A 24,343-nucleotide genomic window follows, 5' to 3' on the forward strand; every position below is an offset into this window, starting at 1 on the left:
TTCAAAAAGAGCCGATCTTCCCTTTGTTAATGGCTTCCGTTGAATCGGAACGCTAAGATTCAAGAGGTGGATCGCCCTCAGGAACTAGCCTCACGCTTTGATTACCGTCAAAATCATAGCTATTCTTGCGCTCATCGCTTTCGCAGCGTTTTTCGTAGTAGCAGAATTTTCCATCGTAAAAGTGCGATCCTCTAGAATTGATCAACTCGTATCAGAAGGAAACAACAAAGCAGTGGCCGTAAAACGTATTATTACCCATATGGATTCCTATTTATCCGCCACTCAATTAGGGATTACCATTACCTCTTTAGGACTTGGTTGGCTTGGAGAGCCTACAGTAAAGGCTCTCATCCATCCATTGTTCCGCGCGATGCATTTGCCAAACAACATCGCTCATGTGCTTTCGTTTTTGATTTCTTTTTCCGTTATCACGTTTTTAAGCGTGGTTTTAGGAGAACTTGCTCCTAAATCAGTAGCCATTCAAAAAGCCGAAGCGATTACGCTGGCGATTGCAAAGCCATTGATCGGTTTTTATCGGGTGATGTTCCCTTTTATATGGGTATTAAATCAATCCGCACGGCTTGTTACTCATTTATTTGGTTTAAAGCCTGCGACCGAAACCGACATCGCTCACTCTGAAGAAGAATTGAGGATCATTTTGTCAGAAAGCTATAAAAGCGGTGAAATCAACCAATCGGAATACCGATATGTCAATAAAATTTTTGAATTCGACAACCGCCTGGCAAAAGAAATTATGGTGCCGCGGATGGAAATTGTCAGTTTTGATCAATCCGATACGTTAGAGGATATTTTAGAAACGCTTTTAGCGGAAAAGTATACCCGATATCCGATTACGGACGGAGACAAAGATAACATTATCGGCATGATTAACATGAAGGAAGTATTGACAGACTGTGTGTCTAATTTAAACAATAAGAAAAAGCCGCTTATACACTATGTCAAGCCGATCATCCGCGTCATAGAAACGATCCCTGTTCAGAGCCTTTTGGTAAAAATGCAAAAGGAAAGGACGCATATGGCCGTCCTTCTGGATGAATACGGCGGCACTGCCGGAATTGTAACGGTTGAAGATATCCTGGAAGAAATCGTAGGCGAAATTCGGGACGAGTTTGATACAGACGAGGTTCCTCTTATCCGCAAAATTGGAGATAACCATTACCTCTTAGATGCCAAAGTGCTGATCGAAGACGTGAACGATCTTCTCGGAACCGCTTTGGACGAAGAAGATGTTGATACTATCGGAGGATGGCTCCTCACACAAAAATATGATTTAGCCGAAGGAGATATTATTGAATATCTTCCGTACCAATTTAAGATTGCAGAAATGGACGGACACCATATTTTGTATGTAGAAATTTCTAAAGTCAGCACCACTCCCTCAAGGGTTTAACTTTTCATCAGACTTTAAGCATCCATGCCTCCCCATCCTTTCAAAGGCGAAGATGCTTAAAGTCGCTCATTTCACCAGTCTCCTCTCTCCAATGAGTTCATAGGCGATAATCTCCTGTTTTCAAAAAGACGCCAATACTTTTTTAGATAAAAGTGTATAAATCTTGAAAACCATCTTAAGATGACTTAGAATAAAACCATTTTCCCCGCCATAAAATAGGGAAATAAAGCCTCCAATTGACGGGAGTTCAAGTATTTTTTATAATATTGTTAATTTAAACACGAATTTGGGGTGATAAAATGGGACATTGATGCTTTTTTTCTTGACGTCCGTTCACCTGTTTCTTTCGACTTAAGAACTATTTGTTATTCACAATAAAGAAAAAATATAACAATAAAGCCATTCAAATACTTTAGGAGGTGACTCCTTACTCGCCGTCTCAGCGAGATAAGGAAATTTATTTGGACATATTTAGTCTGGTTCTTGTCGTTATGTTAATTGCAATAACGGCGTTTTTCGTAGCTTCTGAATTTGCCATTGTAAAGATTAGAAGCTCGCGGATCGACCAATTGATTGAGGAAGGCAGCAAACGAGCCGTTGCCGCCAAAACTCTCATTACGCACCTGGATGAATATTTGTCGGCTTGCCAATTGGGAATTACGATTACCGCACTTGGGCTTGGATGGTTAGGCGAACCTGCTGTAGGCCGCATGCTTCACCCGATATTTGAAAGCATGAATTTAGCCGATTCCGTTCAACACATTTTGTCAGTGGGAATTGCTTTTGCCTTGATTACCTTCATCCACGTAGTGGTAGGAGAATTAGCGCCAAAGTCATTCGCCATTCAAAAAGCAGAAGCTATCACTCTATTTGTGGCGCAGCCGCTCATTTGGTTTTATCGGATCATGTTCCCATTTATATGGTTGTTAAACGGTTCATCCCGACTCGTAACGAGAATCTTTGATTTAAATCCGACATCGGAAAGTGAACTGGCCCATTCGGAAGAAGAACTGCGCATTCTTCTTTCTGAAAGCTATAAAAGCGGCGAAATTAACCAGTCCGAATATAAATATGTCAACAACATTTTTGAATTCGGTGATCGAATTGCAAAAGAGATAATGGTTCCCCGTACCGAAATCATTTCTCTTTCCAAAGATGAAACAATAGAATCCTTTATAAAGACCGTCAAAGAAGAAAAATTTACCCGTTACCCTATTATTGATGGGGATAAAGACCACATTATCGGATTAGTAAACTTAAAAGAAATCCTTACAGATTACGTGCAAAACCAAGAAAACATCCAACAAACGCTCGAATCCTATGTCCGCCCCATTATAAGAGTGATCGATACCATTCCTATTCATGATTTGTTAATCAAAATGCAAAAGGAACAAATCCATATGGCCGTTTTAATGGATGAGTACGGAGGAACGGCGGGTTTGGTTACGGTAGAAGATATTCTTGAGGAAATTGTCGGCGAAATTCGCGACGAATTTGATTTGGATGAAGTTCCCTTGATTCGGAAGATCAACGAGCATCATTTTATATTGGATGCGAAGGTGCTGGTCAGCGAAGTAAATGATCTGCTTGGACTGGAAATTGAAGAGGAAGACGTCGACACGATTGGCGGCTGGGTTTTAACGAAAAACTATGATGCCAGCCAAGGGGATGTTATTTTTTATGAAAACTATGAATTTCGTATTTTAGATATGGAGGATCACCATATCAAATATATTGAAGTTCTAAAAAAAGAATCACCTGAAGAGCAAATAGCACCGACCAAACAAATTTCGCTCGCGGAAAATGAAGCCATCTCTTAACGAAAAAGGCGCCAGGAATTCATCCCGGCGCCTTTTTCACGATTCTTACGGTGTCTTTACCCTGAATTCTCAGACAACGAATGACCTTCAACATCCATTCAATCATAAGGTGGATTTTTTTATACGCGCATACTAAACTATGTAAACACCTTTACAACTTTACAATTCCTCTGATATCTTTATATCCTTGTAGAGCTCGGAACAAATCCAAGCGAGACTTCGTTTTCGTTACTTTAACGCCCAAACTGGAAAGCTTGTTGATTACTCTTGCGATCCGCTCACTGTCCTTCACCACAACAGACACCTCTTCATTTTGAAGTTTATACTTTTTCTACGAATCAAACGGCAAACAGTTTCATCTTTTTTTTGAAAAAATATTGACCTTTATCTCCTCTTCTTAACAGCCCATCATCCCTCCCCCATCCTTGCATTTAAAGCGGCGGTCCTCTTGCAAACCATGATAGTACAGTTTCCTTAATAAATTCTTATCATTTAATGAAAAATCATCGAATCCTTTCCTAAACAAAAAGAAAAATAAGGTATCGTTATAGCAAACAAAGGAATATACTGATAAAATATGCTAAGTATAAAGTGTCCCCTTCTTTATACAAGATGGCTGCTGCTATTTCCATTTAAAACAGGGATGAAGAATAACCAATTCAATAGCTGGAAGTTGGCAGGGATGAATATGGAAATATTGGCAATTTTATTAATTCTCTTGTTTCTTCTGAATATCCTTTTTGCTGGCGTCATTATTTTCTTGGAAAGGAAGGAACCAAGCGCTACGTGGGGATGGCTGTTAGTATTGTTTTTTATCCCTCTCGTAGGATTTATTCTGTACTTAATCTTTGGACAAAATTTAACAAGACGCCGATTGTTTGATTGGGATGATATTAAAAAAATCGGGATAGAAAAAATGATTGACCAGCAAATCGCTGCTTTAAAAGAAGACCGATTTGATTTTCGCGATCCACATGCCGCAAAAAACCGCGATTTAATTTACATGCATCTTATCAACAATGACGCGGTGCTCACTCAAGACAACGATATAGACATATTTGTTGACGGCCAAGAAAAATTTGAGGCATTACTAAAAGACATCGCCAAAGCAAAAGACCACATTCATCTTCAATATTACATTTTCCGTGCCGATCACATCGGAAAACAGCTGATTCAGCTTTTAACAAAAAAAGCGAAAGAAGGAGTCGAAGTTAGAATTCTTTATGATGCAATGGGGTCTAGGCGGTTGTCGAAAAGATCATTCCGTCATTTAATAGCCGCCGGAGGCCGAGTGGAAGTGTTTTTCCCGTCCCGCATACCTTTAATTAATTTACGATTAAATTACCGCAATCATAGAAAATTGGTCATTATCGATGGGAAAATTGGGTATGTCGGCGGGTTTAACGTGGGGGATGAATACTTAGGATTGAATCCCAAATTTGGCTACTGGCGTGACACACATTTACGAATTACCGGAAAAGCAGTTCATGCGATTCAAACACGCTTCATCCTGGATTGGAATCAAGCGGCGCCGACACGCTACGATATCCAATATTCAGACCGGTATTTTCCGGAATCCCGTCCGTCCGGACAAATCCCCATTCAAATCGTGACAAGCGGTCCTGATTCGGAATGGGAAGCCATTAAAAACGGCTATATCAAAATGATTTCCAATGCCGAAAAATCAATCTACATTCAGACTCCTTATTTTATTCCTGATGCCAGTTTACTCGACGCTCTTAGAATCGCCGCTTTGTCCGGCAAAGACATTCGCATCATGATTCCTAACAAACCTGACCATATTTTTGTTTATTGGGCGACCCTTTCTTATATCGGGGAGCTATTGAAAGTTGGAGCAAAAGTCTACATTTACGAAAATGGCTTTATTCATGCTAAAACGATTATCGTAGACGAAAAGATCAGCTCCGTTGGAACAGCGAACATTGACGTCCGAAGTTTCCGGTTAAATTTCGAAGTCAATGCCTTTATTTATCATGAAGAAACAGCTCAAAACCTATCGGAATTTTTCAAGCAAGATTTAACGAAATGCCAAGAATTAACGATTGATCGTTATCAATTACGTCCTCTCAGAATTCGCTTTAAAGAATCGATTTCGCGGCTGCTCTCACCAATTTTATAAGGCTGTTGTTTTCTGTTGTCGTCCGCTTCCATCTCTGCCGTGTTTGGCCTATTTGATAAAAAAATAAAGATAGCAATCTCATCTCAATTTCTATATAATGGGAATAACGATTGATCGGGAGGGGCGACATTGAAACGGGCCGACATTGAATATGCCATAAAAGAAATCAAGATGGATTATATCCGCATTCAAGGCGATATAGAAAAACTGGAATCTACAGGCCAAAGCGTCTCCAATGCGGAAAAGATGTTAAAACAAATGGAAGACCAGCTTAAATATTTGAATGAACAGTTGTTAAAATGCGAAGAATGACAAAAAGTTGACCCCTAGTGGAGTCAACTTTTTTATTTCGACGATTTTAATACATCGTGGTCGACATAGCGCTCGCCGTTCATCTCGCTCAAGACATTAATCGCCACATTGGCTCCGTCGCCTGCAGTGATAATTGTATGAACGCTTGTCCCTGCCGCAACTCCGGCTGCCCAGACACCTTCCATGCTAGTCCGCCCTTGACCGTCCGTCTCAATGATCTGTTTGACGCGCGGTTCCGTTCCTGCTTTCACCTTTAATCCAAGCGTTTCGGCAATCTTCGTCAGCATTCCGGTAGCAATAATCAATTGTTTCGCTTCGTAGCGGCCTTTCTCTGTCACAATTTCAAAACCATTGTCTGTTTTCTTCACGTCTGTTACTTCCGCTTCCACCCATTCCGCACCAAATTTTTCTGATTGTTTTCGACCGATTTCTACTAAATCCGGTCCCGTTATTTCCGCAACACCGTAATGGTTTTCAATCCACGCTCTTTTGGTTACACTTTTCCCGTTATCAATAACCAACGTCCTTTTTCCGGCTTTGCTGGTAAAAAGAGCAGCACTTCCGCCGGCAGGGCCTCCGCCGATAATGGCAATTTCAAACATGTTTTCATCCCCTTTTCCTTTCATTCCTCCATTTTTATTATGACATTGCCGGTGGTATTTTTCAAAATTTCCATACTTTTCATCCGAACGAAAACGATTCCGTTTTTTTTCGGGAAAATGGGCGTGGAATGTTTTGTTTGCAGTCGAAAATTCCATACTAATGAAATAAACACTTATGGACTTTTTCTATCATCAATCGCTTACTTTTACGGAAATCAACGAGAAGATGATGGAGCCAAGCAGCACAAAATCGTTGGTTATACATGTTTCACCAATGCTTTCTCCAAACATGATCCCTTGCTGTCAGAGCCAATATTTATGACAAAAATCGTTCTACAGCAAGTTGGATGGTCCACACTGAATAATCTTTCTATTGTACTTTTTGGAAAAGTTTGTGTATGTTCAAAGTAGACCTTGTATTTCTTACAGAAGAAAGGTGAATACGCGTTGGATAGGATATGGACTTCCATGATCATCATTTTATTGCTCATTTTCATGAACGGAATTTTGTCCATGATGGAAACGGCCATTGTCGCTTTACGCAAATCGGAATTGGAAGAAAAAGCGAAATCAGGTGCAAAAAAAGCGAAGAGGGCCTTTCGGATAGCAAAAGAACCAAATCAGCTGTTATCTTCGATTCAAATTTGTCTGACCTTGATTGAGATGACGATTGGCGCCATCAGCAGCATATCTATTGCTAAAGAGCTTTCTCGCTGGCTTTTCGCCGTTTTCCCGTCTATGCCATATATCGATCTCATCAGTTATGTTCTCGTGATCGTTTTGATTGCATTGCTGACCATTATTTTTGGAGAAATGGTTCCGAAAAGAGTCGCATTAAATCATCCTGAAAAAACGGCTATTGCTCTTGCCAACGGAATGTATTGGCTAGCACTAATAACCAAACCGATTGTGCGCTGTTTTACTTTTCTGTCTCGTTTTGTTCTAAAGATGTTTCACATTCAATTGATGCCGACCCGTTCGGTTACGGAAGAGGAAATTCGGCACATGATTGAACAAGGTGTATCAAGCGGAATCGTAGAAGAAGTAGAACATGAAATTGTGGAGCAAGTATTTAATTTAGGCGATTTGCGTTTAAATGATATTTTTACGCCCCGCACTCAGTTGACTTGGATCGACTTGGAAGATCCGTTAGAAATCAATTTGAGAAAAATCATTGAAGGAGGCCATTCCATTTATCCGGCAGGAAACGGAGATTTAGATAACTTTGCCGGAATGATCCACACGAAAGATTTGCTCACTCAAAGCTTGAGCCAAGAACCGATTGATTTACATAGCATATTAAGGCCCGCTCTTTTCCTCCCAGAGCCAATGAAAGTGTATCATGCCTTGGAAGCGATGAAAAAAGAAGGCCGCAACGAGGCGATCGTCATTGATGAATACGGAGGAATTGAAGGGCTGATCACTCTCCATGACATTATGGAGGAACTGATTGGGGATATTCCCGGGGAAGACGACCCCGATGAACCGAAAATTATAGAACGGGATGACCATACTTGGCTTGCTGACGGGCTTGTCAGCATAGAAGATTTTAAACGGTATTTTGATATCGAAGAGCTTCCTGATATTGAATCCAAAATCTCCTATCATACGATCGGCGGTTTTATGATTCTTTATTTAGGAAAAATTCCCGCCGTCAAAGATAAAATCGATATTGAACATTTGACACTGGAAGTCATCGATATGGACGATGTCCGTGTAGATAAAATTTTAATCACGAAAAAAACGGACGAACCGGATCATCAAACGGAAGATTTTTCATAAGTCATATAGAGAAAGGTTCTGCCTTTGGGTCAGGACCTCTTTATGTATACATAGACACGATGAAGTCCTGTTTTTTAAAAAATAGAAAAATTCCGCACAAAATGAATTGTATTTTCAAATGCATAGGAGTAGTATTTTTATTATGGAAAGAATTTTGAAGAGTGGTTGAATAGGTGGGATATACGTTGAGCCAAGCAGCTATCATTGCATTGAGCATCTTTATCATTACCTATATTTTTATTATTCTAGAAAAATTTCATCGAACCATTGTTGCTATAATCGGTGGATTGTTGATGATTGTATTTGGCGTATTGACACAGGAGCAGGCCATTGATCATATTGATTTTAATACGATCGGATTGTTGATTGGCATGATGGTCATAGTATCGATTGCCTCAGAGACAGGCTTGTTCCATTACATTGCCATTTGGTCGGCCAAAAAAGTGAAGGCAGATCCAATCAAATTGCTTATTATCCTTTCCTTAATTACAGCTTTCGGTTCCGCATTCTTGGACAATGTGACAACGGTGCTTTTAATCGTGCCGATGACTTTCAACATTACGAACCGCTTGAAAATCAACCCGGTTCCTTATTTATTAGGAGAAGTGTTCGCTTCCAACATCGGCGGAACCGCCACATTAATCGGCGATCCGCCGAACATGATGATCGGAAGCGCCGTTAAGGAATTAACCTTTCTGTCCTTTATGAATAACTTGGCCCCCGTCTGTTTCCTTGTGTTGCTCGTTACGATCGCCATTCTCGCCTTTTTGTTTCGAAAACAGCTCACCACCTCGGCAGTTCTCAAAGAAAAGCTGCTCGCTTTGGATGAAAAAAAAGAAATAACCAATGCAGTACTTTTGAAAAAATGTTTGTCCGTCCTGCTTATCACGATTGTCGGCTTTTTTTTCCATCCGCTTCTGCATGTTGAAACAGCCGTGATCGCTCTGTTAGGAGCTTTCATACTGTTGTTATGGACGGGAGGAGAATATTTGGAATCAGCTTTGAAAAAGGTGGAGTGGACAACCCTTTTCTTCTTTATAGGACTGTTTGTCATTGTGGGCGGGCTGGTCGAAACAGGACTTATTTCCGCACTCGGCAAAAAGGCGATAGAAATAACCGGCGGGAATGTGACGATCGCATCGTTTTTGATTTTATGGCTAAGCGCGATTGTTTCGGCGTTTGTCGATAATATTCCTTTCGTTTCCACCATGATCCCGCTTGTCCAAACGATGGGCGATTTGGGAATTAAGAATCTCGAACCGCTGTGGTGGAGTTTATCTCTTGGTGCCTGTCTTGGCGGAAATGGTACGTTGATCGGCGCCAGCGCCAACTTAATCGTAGCCGGTCTTGCCGCCCAACTAGGCGTCAAAATCACCTTCACTTCGTTTTTAAAAATCGGATTTCCGCTTATGCTTATTTCGATTCTTATCTCAAGCGTCTATATTTATCTTCGTTATTTATGGTAGACCGAAAGAGAAGCCGGCACATCTTTTCCTATCAAAACAGGAGGGTTCTGTTGTCCCTTTTGATGTCGTTGAAAGACAAGAGCCCCGGCCTCTACCAATAGATTCAAAGGCGCAGGGCTCTGCCATTGGAATGGAATCGGTTTAAGGCTAAGCTTTCATCCGCATCCGTTCGGGGAGGGTTTGAATCGAATGGATAACGTCATCCAGCTTCGTCTCCACACGATACAACAGATAAAATGTCACCACGATCGGAAACCCTACATCTTGGATGAATGAAAGTAATTGTTCCATTTTCCCCCTCCTATTCTTCGTCAATGTTCGGAAAGAATGATCCCGCATGAACCTATCATACGGGATCATTCATCATGGATGGACCGGAAATTACTCAAGTGAATAGTCAGTAGTATTACGTTCTACCAACCGCGCACCTTGGATTCCAACCAATGAACCGTTTGGCGTTTGGAAAATGTTAGCCGCGATGATGCTGGTCATGGCCATTTTCATCTCTGCAGGACTGAGCGTTTCTTTCGGACTGTCCACCGTAATGGACGCTGTTTTCCCAAGTTCCGTTTTAAACTGCAGTTCAAGCGTTTTAGCCATATTTCTCCCCTCCTTCATTCATTACAAAATGTCCGACTGATCACTGCGTTCGACTCTCACAAGCGGCTTATCCGACAACGAACCTAAAGCATTGGCAGCTTGGCTCAACTGATCCGGTGTCGCTTCCAACCGGATGTTGGAAAAAGTCTTCGCTTTATAAACCGGCTTTCCTTTTTCATCCAAACCATAATCGAACACCAACCGCAAACTCGATGCTTTCAAATTAGCTTCTGCCATGTTCTCCCCTCCTTTCACTCCTTATATAGAAAAAAATGACCGGACAAGACACCGTGCAAGTAACTCTATCTCTCTAAAACTCTGAAAACTCAAAACGCGGCATATGCACTCTTCTGTTTAAACCCCTTGTCAAGAAAAGATTTTTCAGTCATACTAAAAAATAGAAAATGGAATAACGTAACCACAATCAGCGGAAAGTTGAATCTTGCGCTGATAGGTCCAAGATGAGAATTTGTAGGGGAGCCGGTAGTGCCGGCTGAGAAAGCATCCGCTAGATGCTGACCCTTCGAACCTGATCTGGTTGATGCCAGCGTAGGGAACATATTCTCAAACAGGCGGTTTTTTCTTGTTTGAAAATATGGCGTTCGGGATCAACCCGGACGCTTTTCTTTTGTTCCCATTTGCCTCCATGAAAAGATTGACTTTTGCCTGATTGCGGTTCAACATCTTAAAAAATAGATTAGGAGGAACAAAAATGAAAAAATGGCTTCTTGCTCTGTCGGCTGTTTTTCTTCTTGCCGGCTGTGGCCAACAAGGGGGAAAAGATCAAACAGCCAAAGACACGAAAGATGTAAAAAAAGTGTCTGTTGTACTTGACTGGACGCCCAACACCAACCACACCGGTCTTTACGTGGCGAAAGAAAAAGGATTTTTCCAAAAACACGGTCTTGATGTCACGATTTTGCAGCCTGGAGAAAGCGGACCGAATCAACTGGTAGCTTCCGGAAAAGCTCAATTTGGGATCAGCTCGCAAGAAGAGGTAACACAAGCGCGTGCTCAAGGAATTCCGCTCGTATCCATCGCAGCTGTGATCCAGCATAATACATCCGGATTTGCTTCTCCTGTAGCCAAGCATATCCAATCACCGAAAGACTTTGAAGGAAAAACATACGGCAGTTGGGGATCTCCTGTTGAAAAAGCGGTTATACAATCGATCATGCAGCTGCAAAAAGCTGATGTTAACAAAGTGAAATTTCTCAATATCGGTAATACCGACTTTTTAACCGCTGTAAAACGGGATGTTGACTTTGCCTGGATTTTTTACGGATGGGAAGGAATCGACGCCGAATTAAAAGGGGAAAAACTCAACATGTTGTATCTGAAGGATTTTTCCAAAAAACTAGATTACTACACCCCTGTCATCATCACGAACGAAAAACTGATTCAAACCCAGCCCGATATCGCCAAAAAATTTATGGCTGCTGTTTCTGAAGGCTATACGTATGCCATCGACCATCCAAAAGAAGCGGCCAATTTGTTGTTAAAAGGAGCTCCCGATTTGGATAAAAAGCTCGTCATGAAGAGCCAAGAATGGCTTTCCCCAAGATATCAAGATGATGCCCCGCGCTGGGGAGAGCAAAAGAAAGAAGTTTGGGAAAACTACACTGATTGGATGTACGACCATCACGTATTAGACAAGCGAATTGACGTCCAAAAAGCCTTCACAAATCAATTCTTGCCGAATGCAAAAGGAGGAGAAAAATGAGCAATTCATTAGTCAGTATTCAAATCATTCCCCATACCAAAAATGGAGAAGACGTGATCCCCTATGTGGATGAAGCGATAGAAGTGATAGCCAACTCAGGAGTGAAATATGAAGTCCATCCGCTGGAAACGACAATGGAAGGAAACTTGGAAGATTTACTTCCCATTATTCAAAAAATGAATGAAAAAATGGTGGAAGCAGGATGTCCAAGCGTTATTTCACAGGTGAAAATTTTATTTCGGCCAGATGGGATAACCATGGATGAATTGACGGAGAAATATCGATGAAACGCATTTTTTCAAAGGGAGGTCGCTCCGCTGCGATCCTCCTCCTTTTCTTAGCTGTCTGGGAAACGATAACCCGTCTCGTGAATATTCCCAACTGGCTGCTGCCCGCCCCTTCCGCCATTGTCAAAACTGGAGTGAAAGTTTTTCCGGATTTTCTTCCGCATTTTATCGCTACTGTAAAACTATCGTTAACCGGCTATTTGATCGGCTGCGGGTTTGGCTTTTTAGCTGCCGTTTGTCTTCATTTGCTGCCAAAACTTAAAGAAGCGGTATACCCGTTTCTGATTTTGTCTCAAAATATCCCGATTATTGTATTGGCGCCTCTGCTCGTGATCTGGTTTGGGTTTGGAATTCTTCCGAAAATCATTATAATTACTCTCTTTTGCTTTTTCCCAGTGGCCGTCGCTGCCCTGGACGGTTTCCGGCAAGTGCCGCATGAACTGAGGTATTATATGGAAATGGCAGGAGCTACGAAATCGCAATTATTCTTAAAACTGGAGCTTCCCGGAAGCCTTCCGTCCATATTTTCCGGATTAAAAATTTCCGCTGCCTACAGCGTAATGGGAGCAGTAGTTTCGGAATGGATCGGCGCTCAAGAAGGGATCGGCGTCTTCATGACGATTGCTTCCTCCTCTTTTCAAACGGAAAAAGTGTTTGTCGCGATATTTGTCATTATGGCATTGAGCCTCCTCTTCTTTCTCGCTATCGTCCTGTTAGAAAAGAGGCTGATGAAATGGCAGCCGAAAGGAGACGATAAAAGGTGACCCACCTGGAAGTGAAACATGTATATAAAAGCTTTGAAAACAAGCCGGTTATCCAGGATCTCTCCTTTTCCCTCCAAAAAGGGGAATTTGTATCCATATTAGGGCCTTCGGGAAGCGGGAAAACCACTCTCTTTCATTTAATCGGAGGCATTATCGTGCCAGACAGCGGAGAGATTGTGTTGGACGGAAAAAACATCACCGGTCAAAAAGGACACGTAAGCTTTATGCCTCAACATCCTTCTCTCCTTCCATGGAGAAACTTGCTGGATAATGTGCTTCTTGGACAAGAACTGACAGGAAAAAGAGAGGTAGAAAAAGCTAGAAACATGCTGGCGGCAGCCGGTCTTGAAGGCCACGAGAAATCCTACCCCCATCAACTATCCGGCGGAATGCAGCAAAGAGCTTCTTTTTTGCGCGCTTTGATCAGTCCGCAATCGCTTATGTGTTTAGACGAACCCTTTTCGGCTTTAGATGAATTTACGCGCTTGGAAATGCAAAAGTGGTTGATGTCGATTTGGGAGCAATACCGAAGAACGGTTTTGTTTATCACTCATAATATTGAAGAAGCGCTGTTTTTATCGGATCGAATTCTGATATTTTCCGAACGGCCGGCACGAATGCTGGCAGATATTTCCGTGCCATTTCCAAGACCGCGTCAGTCATCGCTTTTTTTGGAAAGTGAATTTTTTGATTGGAAAAGAAACATTTATGAAATTCTTCGAGGCGAAAAGACGACCGGATTTTGAGATCTCGATGGACGGAGAGTCCTTTCATAAAAGTGCCGAGCATTGCTATCCAAACGAGGACAGCCTGTATGGCTGTTCTCGTTTTTTTAAAACCATGGTGAATGGCCGCTTTTGATGGAAGAGTCAAATCAAATTTTTCCAATTATTTCGATACAGGTCATGGTGAAAACGAATTTCCTCGCCTTTTGATCTATCTATCCAAAGAACTATTTTCCTAATATTACATAATATGGAACTGTTATAGAACAGAAGCAAAAAAACTTGAAAAAAATGAAAAATTTATCTGGAAGAAAAGAAGCAAAAAAGTTAGAATATATTTAAAATTGAATATTTAAATTATTTTCTTTCTACAGGGAGGTACTTCTATGAAAAACGGAATTATTTCTATTATCATTTGGACGGCTGTTTCCATTTTAGGCGCATCGGCGCTAGCCATTCTCGCGCTGGCCAATAATGAAACCGTTTCCGCCGCTTGGATAGTAGTAGCCGCAGTATCCTGCTACGCCGTAGCTTATCGTTTTTACAGTAAATTTATTGCCAATAAAATCTTTGCGCTGAATGATCAGCGGGCAACTCCTGCTGAAATTCACAACGATGGAAAAGATTTTGTTCCGACCAACAAGTGGGTGCTGTTTGGCCACCATTTTGCAGCCATTGCAGGGGCCGGTCCTCTTGTAGGTCCGATTTTGGCAGCTCAAATGGGATATTTACCGGGGATGCTTTGGATTATTATCGGTGTCGTGCTCGGTGGAGCTGTCCAAGATGCCGTGATTTTGATGGGGTCCATGCGTCGTGACGGAAAATCGCTTGGACAAATTGCCAAAGAAGAGGTAGGTCCTTTTGGGGGGCTAATTGCTTCTATCGGCGTTATTGCCATTATGATCATTCTCATCGCCGTTCTGGCATTAGTTGTCGTGAAATCGCTTGTCAATTCCCCTTGGGGAGTCTTCACTATTGCTTCCACGATTCCAATCGCCATTTTGATGGGTCTCTACATGCGCTTCATCCGTCCGGGACGAGTGCTGGAAGGATCGCTGCTCGGAATCGTTCTGTTAATGTTGGCGCTTTGGGGCGGTCAGTTTGTGGCTGAGTCTCCTGTTTTAGCCAAAATGTTTACGTTTACAGCGCCTCAACTTGCCATCATGATTGGGATTTACGGTTTTATCGCTTCCATTTTGCCTGTATGGCTGCTGTTGGCGCCACGGGACTATTTGAGTTCTTTCCTGAAAATCGGAGTCATCGTACTGTTGGCTGTCGGTATCATTGTCGTTCTTCCTGATTTGCAAATGCCAAAGGTGTCCCGTTTTATTGACGACTCAGGTCCGGTCTTTGCCGGTAATTTGTTCCCGTTCTTATTTATTACCATCGCCTGCGGGGCGGTTTCCGGATTTCACGCTCTCGTTGCTTCGGGAACGACGCCTAAAATGATTGAAAAGGAATCCCATGCACGCACCATCGGATACGGAGCCATGCTGATGGAATCAGGGGTCGCCATTATGGCCTTGATCGCCGCCTGCGCTATCCATCCGGGACTATATTTTGCCATGAACGCTCCGGCTTCGGTGATCGGAACTGACGCTGCTCACGCCGCATCTGTCATCTCTTCATGGGGATTCCAAATCACCCCCGATGAAATTACGAATGCGGCTAAAGAAATTGGAGAAGCGACGATTATGTCTCGTACCGGAGGAGCGCCGACGCTGGCCGTGGGAATGGCCGAAATTTTTACGAATTTCCTTTCAGGGGCTAAAGCATTCTGGTATCACTTTGCCATTCTGTTTGAAGCGGTTTTCATTTTAACGACCATTGACGCAGGAACGAGAATCGGTCGTTTCATGCTGCAAGATTTTATCGGCAACTTTTATAAACCGTTCGGGCGAACTGATCATTATTTGTACAATATCATTGCATCCGCACTGATTACGCTCTGTTGGGCTTACATTACGTATCAAGGAGCGATCGACCCATTCGGAGGAATCAACTCGCTTTGGGCGCTGTTTGGAATTTCCAACCAAATGCTTGCTGCGATCGCGCTGGCCGTGGGAACTACGTTAATTATTAAAATGGGCAAAGCCAAATACAGCTGGGTCACAATCGTGCCTTTCGTTTTCTTGTGCGTCACCACATTGGTTGCTGCCTTCATGAAGCTGTTCTCATCTGTACCGGCTATCGGCTTTTTGGCGCACGCAAAAATTTATCAAAAAGCCATTGACGCAGGTCAAGTACTGGCACCTGCCCCCAATATGGATGTCATGAAGCAGATTGTATTTAACGACCGGCTAGATGCTGTCATTACAGCAATCTTTATCGCTATCGTCATTCTATTGATTCTTGATTCCATCCGGGTATGGTACAGCATTATCATCAAAAAGCAAAAGATTGAATTGAGAGAAGCTCCGTTTGTTCAATCCAAATATTCGAACACTTCGATCGGAGGTTAACATTTTGGAAAAAGTAAGGACATGGATCAAAAAAACAAGATGCAACATCAAAACGATTTTTGGACTTCCTAACTACGAATTGTACTTGGAGCATCACCAAAAGGCGCATCCTGACAAACCGATAATGTCTGAAAAAGAATATTATCTGTTTGCCTTGAAAGAACGATATGAAAGCGGCAAAGTGAATCGCTGCTGCTGACTTGTTTAGAAAGGACCCCGTTGCCGTTAAAGCGTGAACTGCACCCCAATTGTTGGACACAACGAACAATTGGAGGTGTAGTTCCAGCGGACGGGGCCCTCTTTTTTATTCTATTAACTGCAAGAAATCTTCGACGTCTTGAATGCAGAAGCGGATCCCCTTTTCCCAAAATTCTTCTTTTGTCGGATCTTCTCCTAAATGCTTTTTGATTAAATCTTCGACTTTCATAACCGCTGTATCACGAAGCAGAGCGATATATTTTTCTTCATACTCCGCCCCTTCTTCCAAAGCCCTCGCGTAAATGTTTAAGGCCAATAAATAGCCAAAAGTATACGGAAAATTGTAAAAAGGTACATCCGTTAAATAAAAATGAAGCTTGGAAGCCCAAAAATGCGGATGGGTCACACCGAGAGCGCCGCCGAACGCTTCCTGCTGCGCCTCCTCCATCAAAGCATTTAATCTTTCCGCGGATACGACTCCTTTTTGACGTTCTTCATAAAAGCGAGTTTCAAACAGAAAGCGAGCATGTATATTCATGAGCAGGGAAACGCTGCGCTGAACTTTATCTTCCAGCAAAGCGATTTTTTCTTGTTTCGTTTCCGCTTCTTGCAAGGCGGCATCAGAGACAATCATTTCGGCAAGAGTAGAAGCCGTTTCTGCTACATTCATGGCATACTGGCGATTTAAAATATTGAGCGGCCGCAGGACATCGGAGTGAAAAGCATGCCCCAATTCATGAGCAAGGGTCGCTACACTTTCAAGAGTGCCAGAATACGTCATAAAAATGCGCGATTCTTCCGTTTTCGGGAAAGTGGTGCAAAATCCTCCCGGACGTTTTCCGGGTCGATCTTCCGCTTCAATCCAAGAAGACTCCAATGCGTGCTTGGCAAATGCCGAAAGCTTCGGTCCGAATTTCGCAAAATGGCGAATGATAAAAGCGGCCCCTTCAGAATAAGATCGTTTCTCTGCTGCAGAAGCAATGGGCGCTTCAAGGTCATACCAAGCGATCTTTTCCTCCCCAAGAAGCTCCGCTTTCCGACGCAAGTAGCGGACAAATGGTTCTTTATGTTTCGCAATGGCCTTCCACATCGCATCGAGTGTTGCTTTCGACATGCGATTCCCCTCTAAAGGCTCTTTCAGGAACGACTCCCATCCTCTTTTTCGATAAACATTTAAACGAAATCCGGCCAAATGATTCAAAATATCAGCGAATAATCCTTCTTTTTCTTCCCATGCTTTTTCCAGCTTTTCAAACGCTTCTTTTCTGAGGCTGCGGTCCGGCTCAGAAAACAGATTATTGGCCTGGCCGATCGAAAGCGTCTTTCCCCCCACTGTCACTTGCATGCCGCCGACCATTGAATCGTACATCTGTCCCCAGCCATGATAGCCGTCAACCGCGAGGGCCTCGATTAAAGCCTCTTCTTTTGTTGAAAGCTTTTCACGGGCTTCTTCGCGCCATTCATTCAGCACAAATTCGATTTCTTTTAAAGATTCGTCTTGAACCAACTGTGCCCAAACATCCTCTTTTGTTTGGCTGAGAATCTGCTGAAACAACACAAAGCTTGTTTGGTACTCGGCAGCAAGGGATGTTAGTTCGTTTCGCAAAGCTCCGGCTTTCGGATCGGATGTATTTTCAGCTTCCAAGCAGCTGATAAAAGACTCCGCTTCCTCCAAATCCACCAATATACTTTTGATAGATTCTATGTATTTTAGAAAGGCAGTTTTCTCGCTTTCATTCACTGATTTCAACGGTTGACCGTTAGAAACCATATCAGAAAATATGTTCACTTTCCCTTTTAAGTCGTCTAAAAATCGACGAAAATCAGGCGATTCACTTCCGCCCGGAAATATAGAGTTCAAATCCCATACATCAGAATAAGATGTATTTGTCATTGCCTATCCTCCTCTTAGTCAATCCACATTCTTTATTATTATTCACCTTTTATGAAAAAAATTCCTCTCTTGTGCTCAAAAATGGATGCACTTTCCAATGGATACATTCAACCGTTCATAAAGCAATTAAACAGCAGATGGCCGTGCATCCGTTTCGTCAGAAGAATCGCTCAAATTCATTCCGGAGACACTTTATCCATCATCACAAAAAAGGCTCTTCCTGCTCTGCGGTTCATGATATCCACAGCGATGGAAGATCGATCAAATCTCAGTATCTTTTCATTTGAGAAAAAAGAGTTCTCATTCATCACTGATCGTTCACGAATTCTCTTGAAAACTGATACGATCATCCTCAAGTTTGACATAAAAAGTCTTCAACATCCTTTTAAATCCCATTGCGGCTAATGAGTATAGAGGAAATTTCCGGTAAAAAAGAGGCCTAGCTGCCCAATGGCGCTAGACCTCCTTTCGAATCATCAATCTTATGCGTGGTCGATCTGCTCAGAAGTGACGGACTTTTTACGTTTGAAAAAACGTTTTCTTCTCAATTTGCTCATCCATTCATAGACGATTGGAACAATGAGCAATGTCAGCAAAGTCGAACTTGTCAATCCGCCAATGACAGTGATGCCGAGATCTTTAGAGATCAATCCGCTTCCTTCCATACCGATCGCGAGAGGAATTAATGCACCAATCGTAGCGATTGCTGTCATTAAAATCGGACGGATACGAGTGGCGCCCGCCTCCAGCAGCGCTTCCCTGGTGCTGAGACCTTCCCGTTCTTTATGAATCACTCGGTCAATCAAAACAATGGCGTTCGTTACTACAATTCCGATCAGCATCAGCGCACCTATCATTGTTGAAACGCTGATGGTTTGTCCCGCAATGAACAATGCCACTAAAGCGCCAATGATCGCAAATGGCAGCGAGAATAAAATCACAAACGGCGCCCAACCTTGACCAAAAGTGATCACAAGAACAAGATACACAATCGCAATTGCCGCAGCCATTGCCAATCCAAGCTTCGTAAACGAATCTTTTACATCCTCTGTCACCCCGCCCATTGAAATATCAACGCTTGACGGGTGATGAATTTGATCAAGTCTCTTTTGCAGATTCATGGAAGCTTTAGAAATATCGTCCTCTTTCACTTTTCCGCTCACCTGAACAGAATAACGTCCATCTCGGCGCGTGACCGTATCGGATGTTTTTCCTTCTTTCACATTGACGAGTTGTTTGATTGGAACGTCCATTCCAAGCGGTGATTGTACTGTTTGATTCGTTAAATCTTGAACAGATTGATAGTTTTTCTTGTTGTTTTCCACATAAACATTGAGCTCTTGACCCTTTTCTTTAACAGTGGTTAAAGCCGGCTGATCGCTCTGTTGATTCAGAGCTATCGCAATTTGGCTGGCTGTCAGCCCTAATTGACTTAATTTCTGTTGGTTTACTGCGAGCACATATTCATCGTACGTTTTAGCCGTACTTGCCTCCACGTCTTTAAAATCCCCTTGCTCTTTCATTTTCTTTTCTATTTGATCAACTACAGGGGTAATCTCTTTCATATCATTTCCGTAAACATACACCGTTACTTCATTATTGCCTGCGCTCGCTGAGAAATCTTGGGTGCTCCATTCCCCTTTTCCACCTAAAGTTTGCAGGTGTTTAATCACTCGATCCGGTTCTTTATCAAAATTTTTTGTGTCTTTGTCGTATTGAACAAAGAAAATGGCACTGTTGCTTTGTCCCGGATTCATCGGATTATCGCTGCCCACTGAAAACTGAACGATTTCCGCTCCTTTTCGACCGCGTAAATAATCCTCTGCCTTAAGCGACACTTTTTTGACGTCTGCAAACGTCTCGCCCGGAGCCGGCGTGTATGTGGCCACCACCATTTTGTCCCCCATATTCGGAAGGAAGCTGACACCGATGGCCGGGATCAAGCATAAACTTCCGATCAACAGTAAAATGGCTACTGCCGATGAAATAAACTTATGATTTAACACCCAATTTAATACCCGTTTATAGAAGGACGATAATTTATTAGGTTGTCCTGACTTTAGCTGTTCTGGACGATGAATCCCTTTTTTAAACAATATGCTCGCCATCATTGGCACGATGGTAATGGCAACCAGCAAAGAAGCCAGCAGCGAGAACACGATCGCCAATGCAAAAGGCAAAAACAGCTCGCCAATCATTCCTTTAACAAGAGCGAGAGGCAGAAATACCGCAATCGTAACAATGGTGGATGACATGATAGGAATAAACATCTCTTTCGTTGCTTCCCGGATTAGCTCTTTTCCTTTCAATATTTCTTCTTTTAAGGACATTCTCCGGTAAATATTTTCAATGACAACGATCGAATCATCCACTACCCGTCCAATGGCTACCGTCATCGCCCCAAGAGTCATCATGTTGAGTGTGATATTCATTTGTTTCAAAACAAACAAAGAGATGACTAGAGACAACGGGATGGAAATAACGGCAATGAGCGTCGATTTAATATTTCGCAAGAATAAAAGAATTATAAGCACCGCAAATACTGCCCCGAAAACAGCTTTATTGAGCATTGTATGCACAGATTCTTCTATAGGCTTAGCCTGATCCATTGCCGTAATAACGTGAAGATCTTTGTTTTTCCCTTTGATTTCATTCATTTTATCTTTAACGGCATTCGCCACATCCACCGTATTGGCATCAGCCGCTTTCACAATTTCCAGTCCGATCGACTCTTTCCCGTTTGTGCGGGAAAAAGATTCCGCTTTTCCGACTAGCTTGATATCAGCTATATCCGATAATTTCACGGTCGGAATACCGGCCGACGAAACATTTCCTTGCTGCGGTCCTCGGACGGCGGTTGACTGTTGCCCGGCGCCTTGTAATCCACCTTGAGATGAACCCGGCTGCACTTGGGAAGATTGTCCGGTTCCCATAGATGCTCCTGCCGATAGTCCAATCGGAATTTCCATGTTTTTTAAATCTTTAATGGTGGAAATATTTCCGTCTACTTTGACCGATTTTTCGCTGTTATGAAACGTATATAATCCTAAAGGAAGAGAGACATTGGAGCCTTTAATAAAGTTTTGAACGGATTCTTCATCCAAACCGTACTTTTTCAGTTTTTCCTGATTAAAGTCGATTTGGACTTCATTTACTTGTTGTCCGCTTATTTGCACATTCGCGACTCCGTCGATTCTTTCAAGCTTCGGCACAATATCTTCTTGTACTTTTTTCGTTAATTGCGACAACGATTCTTTGTCACTCGATAAGCTTAACGAAAGAATAGGAATTTCATTGATGCTCAGCTTTTTGATGTCAGGTTTTTTGACGCCATCAGGAAGCTGCACATCAGAAAGGGCTTGTTCCGCCTCTCTCTTAGCATCATCCATATTTTTCTCATATGTATACTCCACTTGGACAGAAGATGCATTTGCGAAGGAAGAAGAACTGACAACGTTCACCCCGTCTAAATTTTGAAGTGCTTGCTCGATCGGCTTTGTTACTTTGTCAGCCACTTCTTCAGGGGTTGCACCTGGATAAGCGGTCGTTACCGTTAGAATAGGCGTATTAATATTCGGAATTGTTTCTAATTTCATCGTTAGTCCGGCATACAGACCTGCTACCGTCACGATGATGGTCATGAGCCAAACTGCCAATTTGTTCTTTAACACAAAGTGAATAATTTTGTTCATCGATTCTTCCCCTTTATTAGGATAATATATGATCCATTATTCATATTAACACTATCATAATTGGATTAGTGTCTATTCGTCAACGAATAGAAAGGAAGAATTAGGAATAATTCCTTAAGATTAAAATGAAACCATTTTCATTTTAATTTCCATATATTTGAAATAAAACTGTATGAATGGCAGGCCTCATTTGATCTCTATTGATCTGTCACTTTTCGATTCTTCCATTCACGATTAAGGATGTTTAAAGGAATGTTTTGGTTGTTTTGTTACTTTTATTACATTTATATTGCAATTTTGTAAAAAGATAAATATAATAAAAATCGTTAGAGTACATTATTTCCTAAGGAGGTTGAATATAACGATGGTTCCAGTTCTATCAAAATCTAAATGGGCGTTTTCTCTTGCAGCCGCTTTGACTTTGGCCGTATCTTTCCTTTTGGCGCCTCTGTCAAGCAAAGCAGAAGCTGCAGCTCCTGTAAAAGGGGATAAAGTTGCCGCTTACGCCAAAACACTGGTTGGAAAACCTTATAAATACGGTGGTACAAGCGAAAAAGGATTTGATGCATCCGGTTTTGTACAATATGTTTACTTAAAATCAGCAAATGTGAAATTACCGCGCACAGTGGCTGATCAATTTAAACAAGGCCAAAAGGTAGACTATAATCACCTCCAGCCTGGCGATCTTGTATTCTTTAAACTGGACGGCAAAAAAGTTTCTTTCGTTGGAATTTATTTAGGTAATAGTCAATTTATCGCCGCAACGAGCAAAGGCGTAAAAATCCAACCCCTCGGAGCAAAATATTGGAAACCGTATTTTGCATCCGGAGCTAGAATACTTTCACAAAAATAAACAAACAGGGACCGGAATCACACATCTGGTCCCTGTTTGTTTATGACAAAACGTTCAAACCAAAAGCAAGATGAACATCCAACCAACTCAACCAAAACTTCTATACATTAATACTTTAATGCACCATGGGGGTCAGGCCCCTTTATCATTCAAAATAACTATATGGTATAACAAACTCAGGGATCCCTTCAGCGAATGAAGTATATTCATATAAGGAGAAGTAAACTCCAACTCCTTTATTTGTTAAATAAAAGCGATCTGTTTCAGGGTCAATTGAGTCAAAGTTTTCAAAATAATACGGGTCAGTCAATTGTCGTTGATATATTTTTTTCCTTATTTCATTATTAATAACACTTACATAATCAGATGAATTGCCAAAGTACTCTTTTAAAGTATGGTATTGTTTTCCGGAACTTGTCTCAAAGTTATAGCTAGTATAATCGTATAACCCATGAGCTCCTCCCATATAAGAATAATCATTGAACTTAATACTAATAAACTGGGAATCACTTCTCATCACTTCATAAGTCATGTTATATGTATAATATTTTGAAAAAGGGTCATCCGAGTAATCTTGCTTCGATTTTTGAACTTCTTGATAGGCTTGTTTCCCTTGCAATCCTTTTTGATAAAGTGCGTTATTAATCTTTTCCTCAGCCGTACTTCCAATTCCTTTGACTATTGGATAGTACACATCCGGAGCAATTCTTTTTGGAAAAATAATGATCTTTGGTCGAAAGTTTTCATTTAGTACTCTTGCTAAAAATACAGCAAAATGGGACCTAGTTATTGGCTGACTACCTTTAAACGTTAAATCTGTGTAACCGATTGCAATACCATTTGTAGATAAAATACTAATAAACTTTGCGCTCCAATTACTAGGATTAACATCTTTATAATTAACATCTTGCTCAAATTTTAGGTGAAAAGCATTTACTAGTACTTTTGCCATTTCAGCGCGAGTTAGTGATTTGTTTGGATAAAACTTTCTGCTTTTACTGAAAATACCTTCATCAACCGCTGTAGCAATTTCTTTATAGGCAGGATAATTTTTTGGTACATCTTGAAAACCTGGATTAGGACGATTTCTCATATCTAGTTTTAACGCACGAACAATCATTGTTGCGGCTTGAGAACGAGTGACTTTCTCATTAATTCCAAAATTGCCGTTTTTATATCCTTTGATGATACCAGTATTCGCCAAATATTCAATCTCTTTTTTTGCCCAATAATTATTTGGAACATCTAAATACTGTGTGCTCGCATGAACTTGTATATTGGGCAAATACAAATTACCTATAAGTAAGAAAAAAACGAAAAATACTAGGAATCTTTTTTTCACATCCAGCTCCCCTTCATAGTAAAATTAGTACATTTTTAATAGTTATAATTCACTATATATCATTTAATAACTGCCAGTTCAACCGAAAATTTAAAAATTTTTAATTTTATAATTAACTCAACTTTCGCAGTCCAAAATCTTGTTTAAATGCTTGATGTAAATGGGTTTTGGAAGTACAAAATTATCATTTGACATTTTTTAAAACATAAAGAAAGACACCTATTCTTTTGGTAAAATATTGGTGACGAAACCAAATCCAAAAGAAAGGTG

The 24,343-nt window shown here is 41.5% G+C and carries 21 protein-coding genes and 1 riboswitch; of the genes, 13 read left to right on the forward strand and 8 right to left on the reverse strand.

Annotation, left to right across the window (positions count from 1 at the left end):
• Positions 1-97: 97 nt before the first annotated feature.
• Both NST12_RS14965 and NST12_RS14970 read left to right on the forward strand, forming a co-directional pair.
• Positions 98-1,411, forward strand: a complete 1,314-nt coding sequence (locus NST12_RS14965; protein ID WP_048624160.1) for a hemolysin family protein — start codon at positions 98-100, stop codon at positions 1,409-1,411.
• Positions 1,412-1,872: 461 nt separating this feature from the next.
• Positions 1,873-3,231, forward strand: a complete 1,359-nt coding sequence (locus NST12_RS14970; RefSeq protein ID WP_048624161.1) for a hemolysin family protein — start codon at positions 1,873-1,875, stop codon at positions 3,229-3,231.
• 151 nt (positions 3,232-3,382) lie between these two features.
• Here the strand turns inward: NST12_RS14970 and NST12_RS14975 are convergent, their stop codons facing one another.
• Positions 3,383-3,526 (reverse strand): Lmo0850 family protein, encoded by a 144-nt coding sequence (locus NST12_RS14975; protein WP_156179267.1) that lies wholly within the window; start codon positions 3,524-3,526, stop codon positions 3,383-3,385.
• A gap of 393 nt (positions 3,527-3,919) precedes the next feature.
• Between NST12_RS14975 and cls the strand changes: the two genes are divergently transcribed.
• Positions 3,920-5,371 (forward strand): cardiolipin synthase, encoded by a 1,452-nt coding sequence (gene cls, locus NST12_RS14980; protein ID WP_341102263.1) that lies wholly within the window; start codon positions 3,920-3,922, stop codon positions 5,369-5,371.
• A 129-nt stretch (positions 5,372-5,500) separates the two neighbouring features.
• Positions 5,501-5,683, forward strand: coding sequence for an SE1832 family protein (locus tag NST12_RS14985; protein WP_004439417.1), 183 nt, complete (start codon positions 5,501-5,503; stop codon positions 5,681-5,683).
• A 32-nt stretch (positions 5,684-5,715) separates the two neighbouring features.
• Here NST12_RS14985 and NST12_RS14990 read toward each other — a convergent pair whose 3' ends face one another.
• Positions 5,716-6,285, reverse strand: a complete 570-nt coding sequence (locus tag NST12_RS14990) for an FAD-dependent oxidoreductase (RefSeq protein ID WP_004439420.1) — start codon at positions 6,283-6,285, stop codon at positions 5,716-5,718.
• A 447-nt stretch (positions 6,286-6,732) separates the two neighbouring features.
• Between NST12_RS14990 and NST12_RS14995 the strand changes: the two genes are divergently transcribed.
• Complete coding sequence (locus NST12_RS14995; RefSeq protein ID WP_341030259.1) at positions 6,733-8,067, forward strand: hemolysin family protein; 1,335 nt, start codon at positions 6,733-6,735, stop codon at positions 8,065-8,067.
• A gap of 185 nt (positions 8,068-8,252) precedes the next feature.
• Positions 8,253-9,533 (forward strand): ArsB/NhaD family transporter, encoded by a 1,281-nt coding sequence (locus NST12_RS15000; RefSeq protein WP_048624163.1) that lies wholly within the window; start codon positions 8,253-8,255, stop codon positions 9,531-9,533.
• Positions 9,534-9,680: 147 nt separating this feature from the next.
• On the opposite strand, the gene NST12_RS15005 is transcribed toward NST12_RS15000, so the two are convergent.
• The 3 genes from NST12_RS15005 to NST12_RS15015 all read right to left on the reverse strand — a co-directional run bounded on the left by NST12_RS15005 (position 9,681) and on the right by NST12_RS15015 (position 10,370).
• Complete coding sequence (locus NST12_RS15005; protein WP_004439428.1) at positions 9,681-9,824, reverse strand: YvrJ family protein; 144 nt, start codon at positions 9,822-9,824, stop codon at positions 9,681-9,683.
• A 90-nt stretch (positions 9,825-9,914) separates the two neighbouring features.
• Complete coding sequence (locus tag NST12_RS15010; RefSeq protein WP_004439431.1) at positions 9,915-10,133, reverse strand: DUF2922 domain-containing protein; 219 nt, start codon at positions 10,131-10,133, stop codon at positions 9,915-9,917.
• Between the two features lie 21 nt (positions 10,134-10,154).
• On the reverse strand, positions 10,155-10,370 hold the full coding sequence (locus tag NST12_RS15015; protein WP_004439433.1) for a DUF1659 domain-containing protein: 216 nt from the start codon (positions 10,368-10,370) through the stop codon (positions 10,155-10,157).
• A 226-nt stretch (positions 10,371-10,596) separates the two neighbouring features.
• Positions 10,597-10,706, forward strand: a riboswitch (TPP riboswitch).
• A gap of 139 nt (positions 10,707-10,845) precedes the next feature.
• Between NST12_RS15015 and NST12_RS15020 the strand changes: the two genes are divergently transcribed.
• From NST12_RS15020 to NST12_RS15045, 6 genes are all read left to right on the forward strand, one after another.
• On the forward strand, positions 10,846-11,856 hold the full coding sequence (locus NST12_RS15020; protein ID WP_341101787.1) for an ABC transporter substrate-binding protein: 1,011 nt from the start codon (positions 10,846-10,848) through the stop codon (positions 11,854-11,856).
• Positions 11,853-12,143 carry an MTH1187 family thiamine-binding protein gene (locus tag NST12_RS15025; RefSeq protein WP_048624165.1) on the forward strand — a complete coding sequence of 97 codons (291 nt, stop codon included), beginning with the start codon at positions 11,853-11,855 and terminating at the stop codon, positions 12,141-12,143. Before NST12_RS15020 ends, NST12_RS15025 begins: the two co-directional genes overlap by 4 nt.
• Positions 12,140-12,907, forward strand: coding sequence for an ABC transporter permease (locus NST12_RS15030; protein ID WP_327824151.1), 768 nt, complete (start codon positions 12,140-12,142; stop codon positions 12,905-12,907). Before NST12_RS15025 ends, NST12_RS15030 begins: the two co-directional genes overlap by 4 nt.
• Complete coding sequence (locus tag NST12_RS15035; RefSeq protein WP_341101792.1) at positions 12,904-13,653, forward strand: ABC transporter ATP-binding protein; 750 nt, start codon at positions 12,904-12,906, stop codon at positions 13,651-13,653. The genes NST12_RS15030 and NST12_RS15035 overlap by 4 nt, the downstream gene beginning before the upstream one ends.
• 365 nt (positions 13,654-14,018) lie before the next feature.
• Complete coding sequence (locus NST12_RS15040) at positions 14,019-16,094, forward strand: carbon starvation CstA family protein (protein ID WP_341101795.1); 2,076 nt, start codon at positions 14,019-14,021, stop codon at positions 16,092-16,094.
• Positions 16,095-16,098: 4 nt separating this feature from the next.
• On the forward strand, positions 16,099-16,293 hold the full coding sequence (locus tag NST12_RS15045; protein WP_004439467.1) for a YbdD/YjiX family protein: 195 nt from the start codon (positions 16,099-16,101) through the stop codon (positions 16,291-16,293).
• Between the two features lie 105 nt (positions 16,294-16,398).
• Here the strand turns inward: NST12_RS15045 and NST12_RS15050 are convergent, their stop codons facing one another.
• Both NST12_RS15050 and NST12_RS15055 read right to left on the reverse strand, forming a co-directional pair.
• Positions 16,399-18,186 (reverse strand): M3 family oligoendopeptidase, encoded by a 1,788-nt coding sequence (locus tag NST12_RS15050; protein WP_341101798.1) that lies wholly within the window; start codon positions 18,184-18,186, stop codon positions 16,399-16,401.
• Positions 18,187-18,668: 482 nt separating this feature from the next.
• A complete protein-coding gene (locus NST12_RS15055) occupies positions 18,669-21,878 on the reverse strand; it encodes an efflux RND transporter permease subunit (RefSeq protein ID WP_341101800.1) in 3,210 nt (1,069 codons plus the stop codon).
• A 364-nt stretch (positions 21,879-22,242) separates the two neighbouring features.
• Here NST12_RS15055 and NST12_RS15060 point away from each other — a divergent pair, with 364 nt between their 5' ends.
• Entirely contained in the window at positions 22,243-22,731 is a 489-nt protein-coding gene (locus NST12_RS15060; protein ID WP_004439475.1) for a C40 family peptidase, read from the forward strand.
• A gap of 145 nt (positions 22,732-22,876) precedes the next feature.
• Here the strand turns inward: NST12_RS15060 and NST12_RS15065 are convergent, their stop codons facing one another.
• Positions 22,877-24,073 (reverse strand): S-layer homology domain-containing protein, encoded by a 1,197-nt coding sequence (locus NST12_RS15065; protein ID WP_341030273.1) that lies wholly within the window; start codon positions 24,071-24,073, stop codon positions 22,877-22,879.
• Positions 24,074-24,343: the final 270 nt, after the last annotated feature.

This window comes from Bacillus sp. FSL W8-1127, from assembly GCF_038006725.1.
GTDB classification, from domain to species: Bacteria; Bacillota; Bacilli; order Bacillales; family DSM-4216; genus Bacillus_O; species Bacillus_O smithii.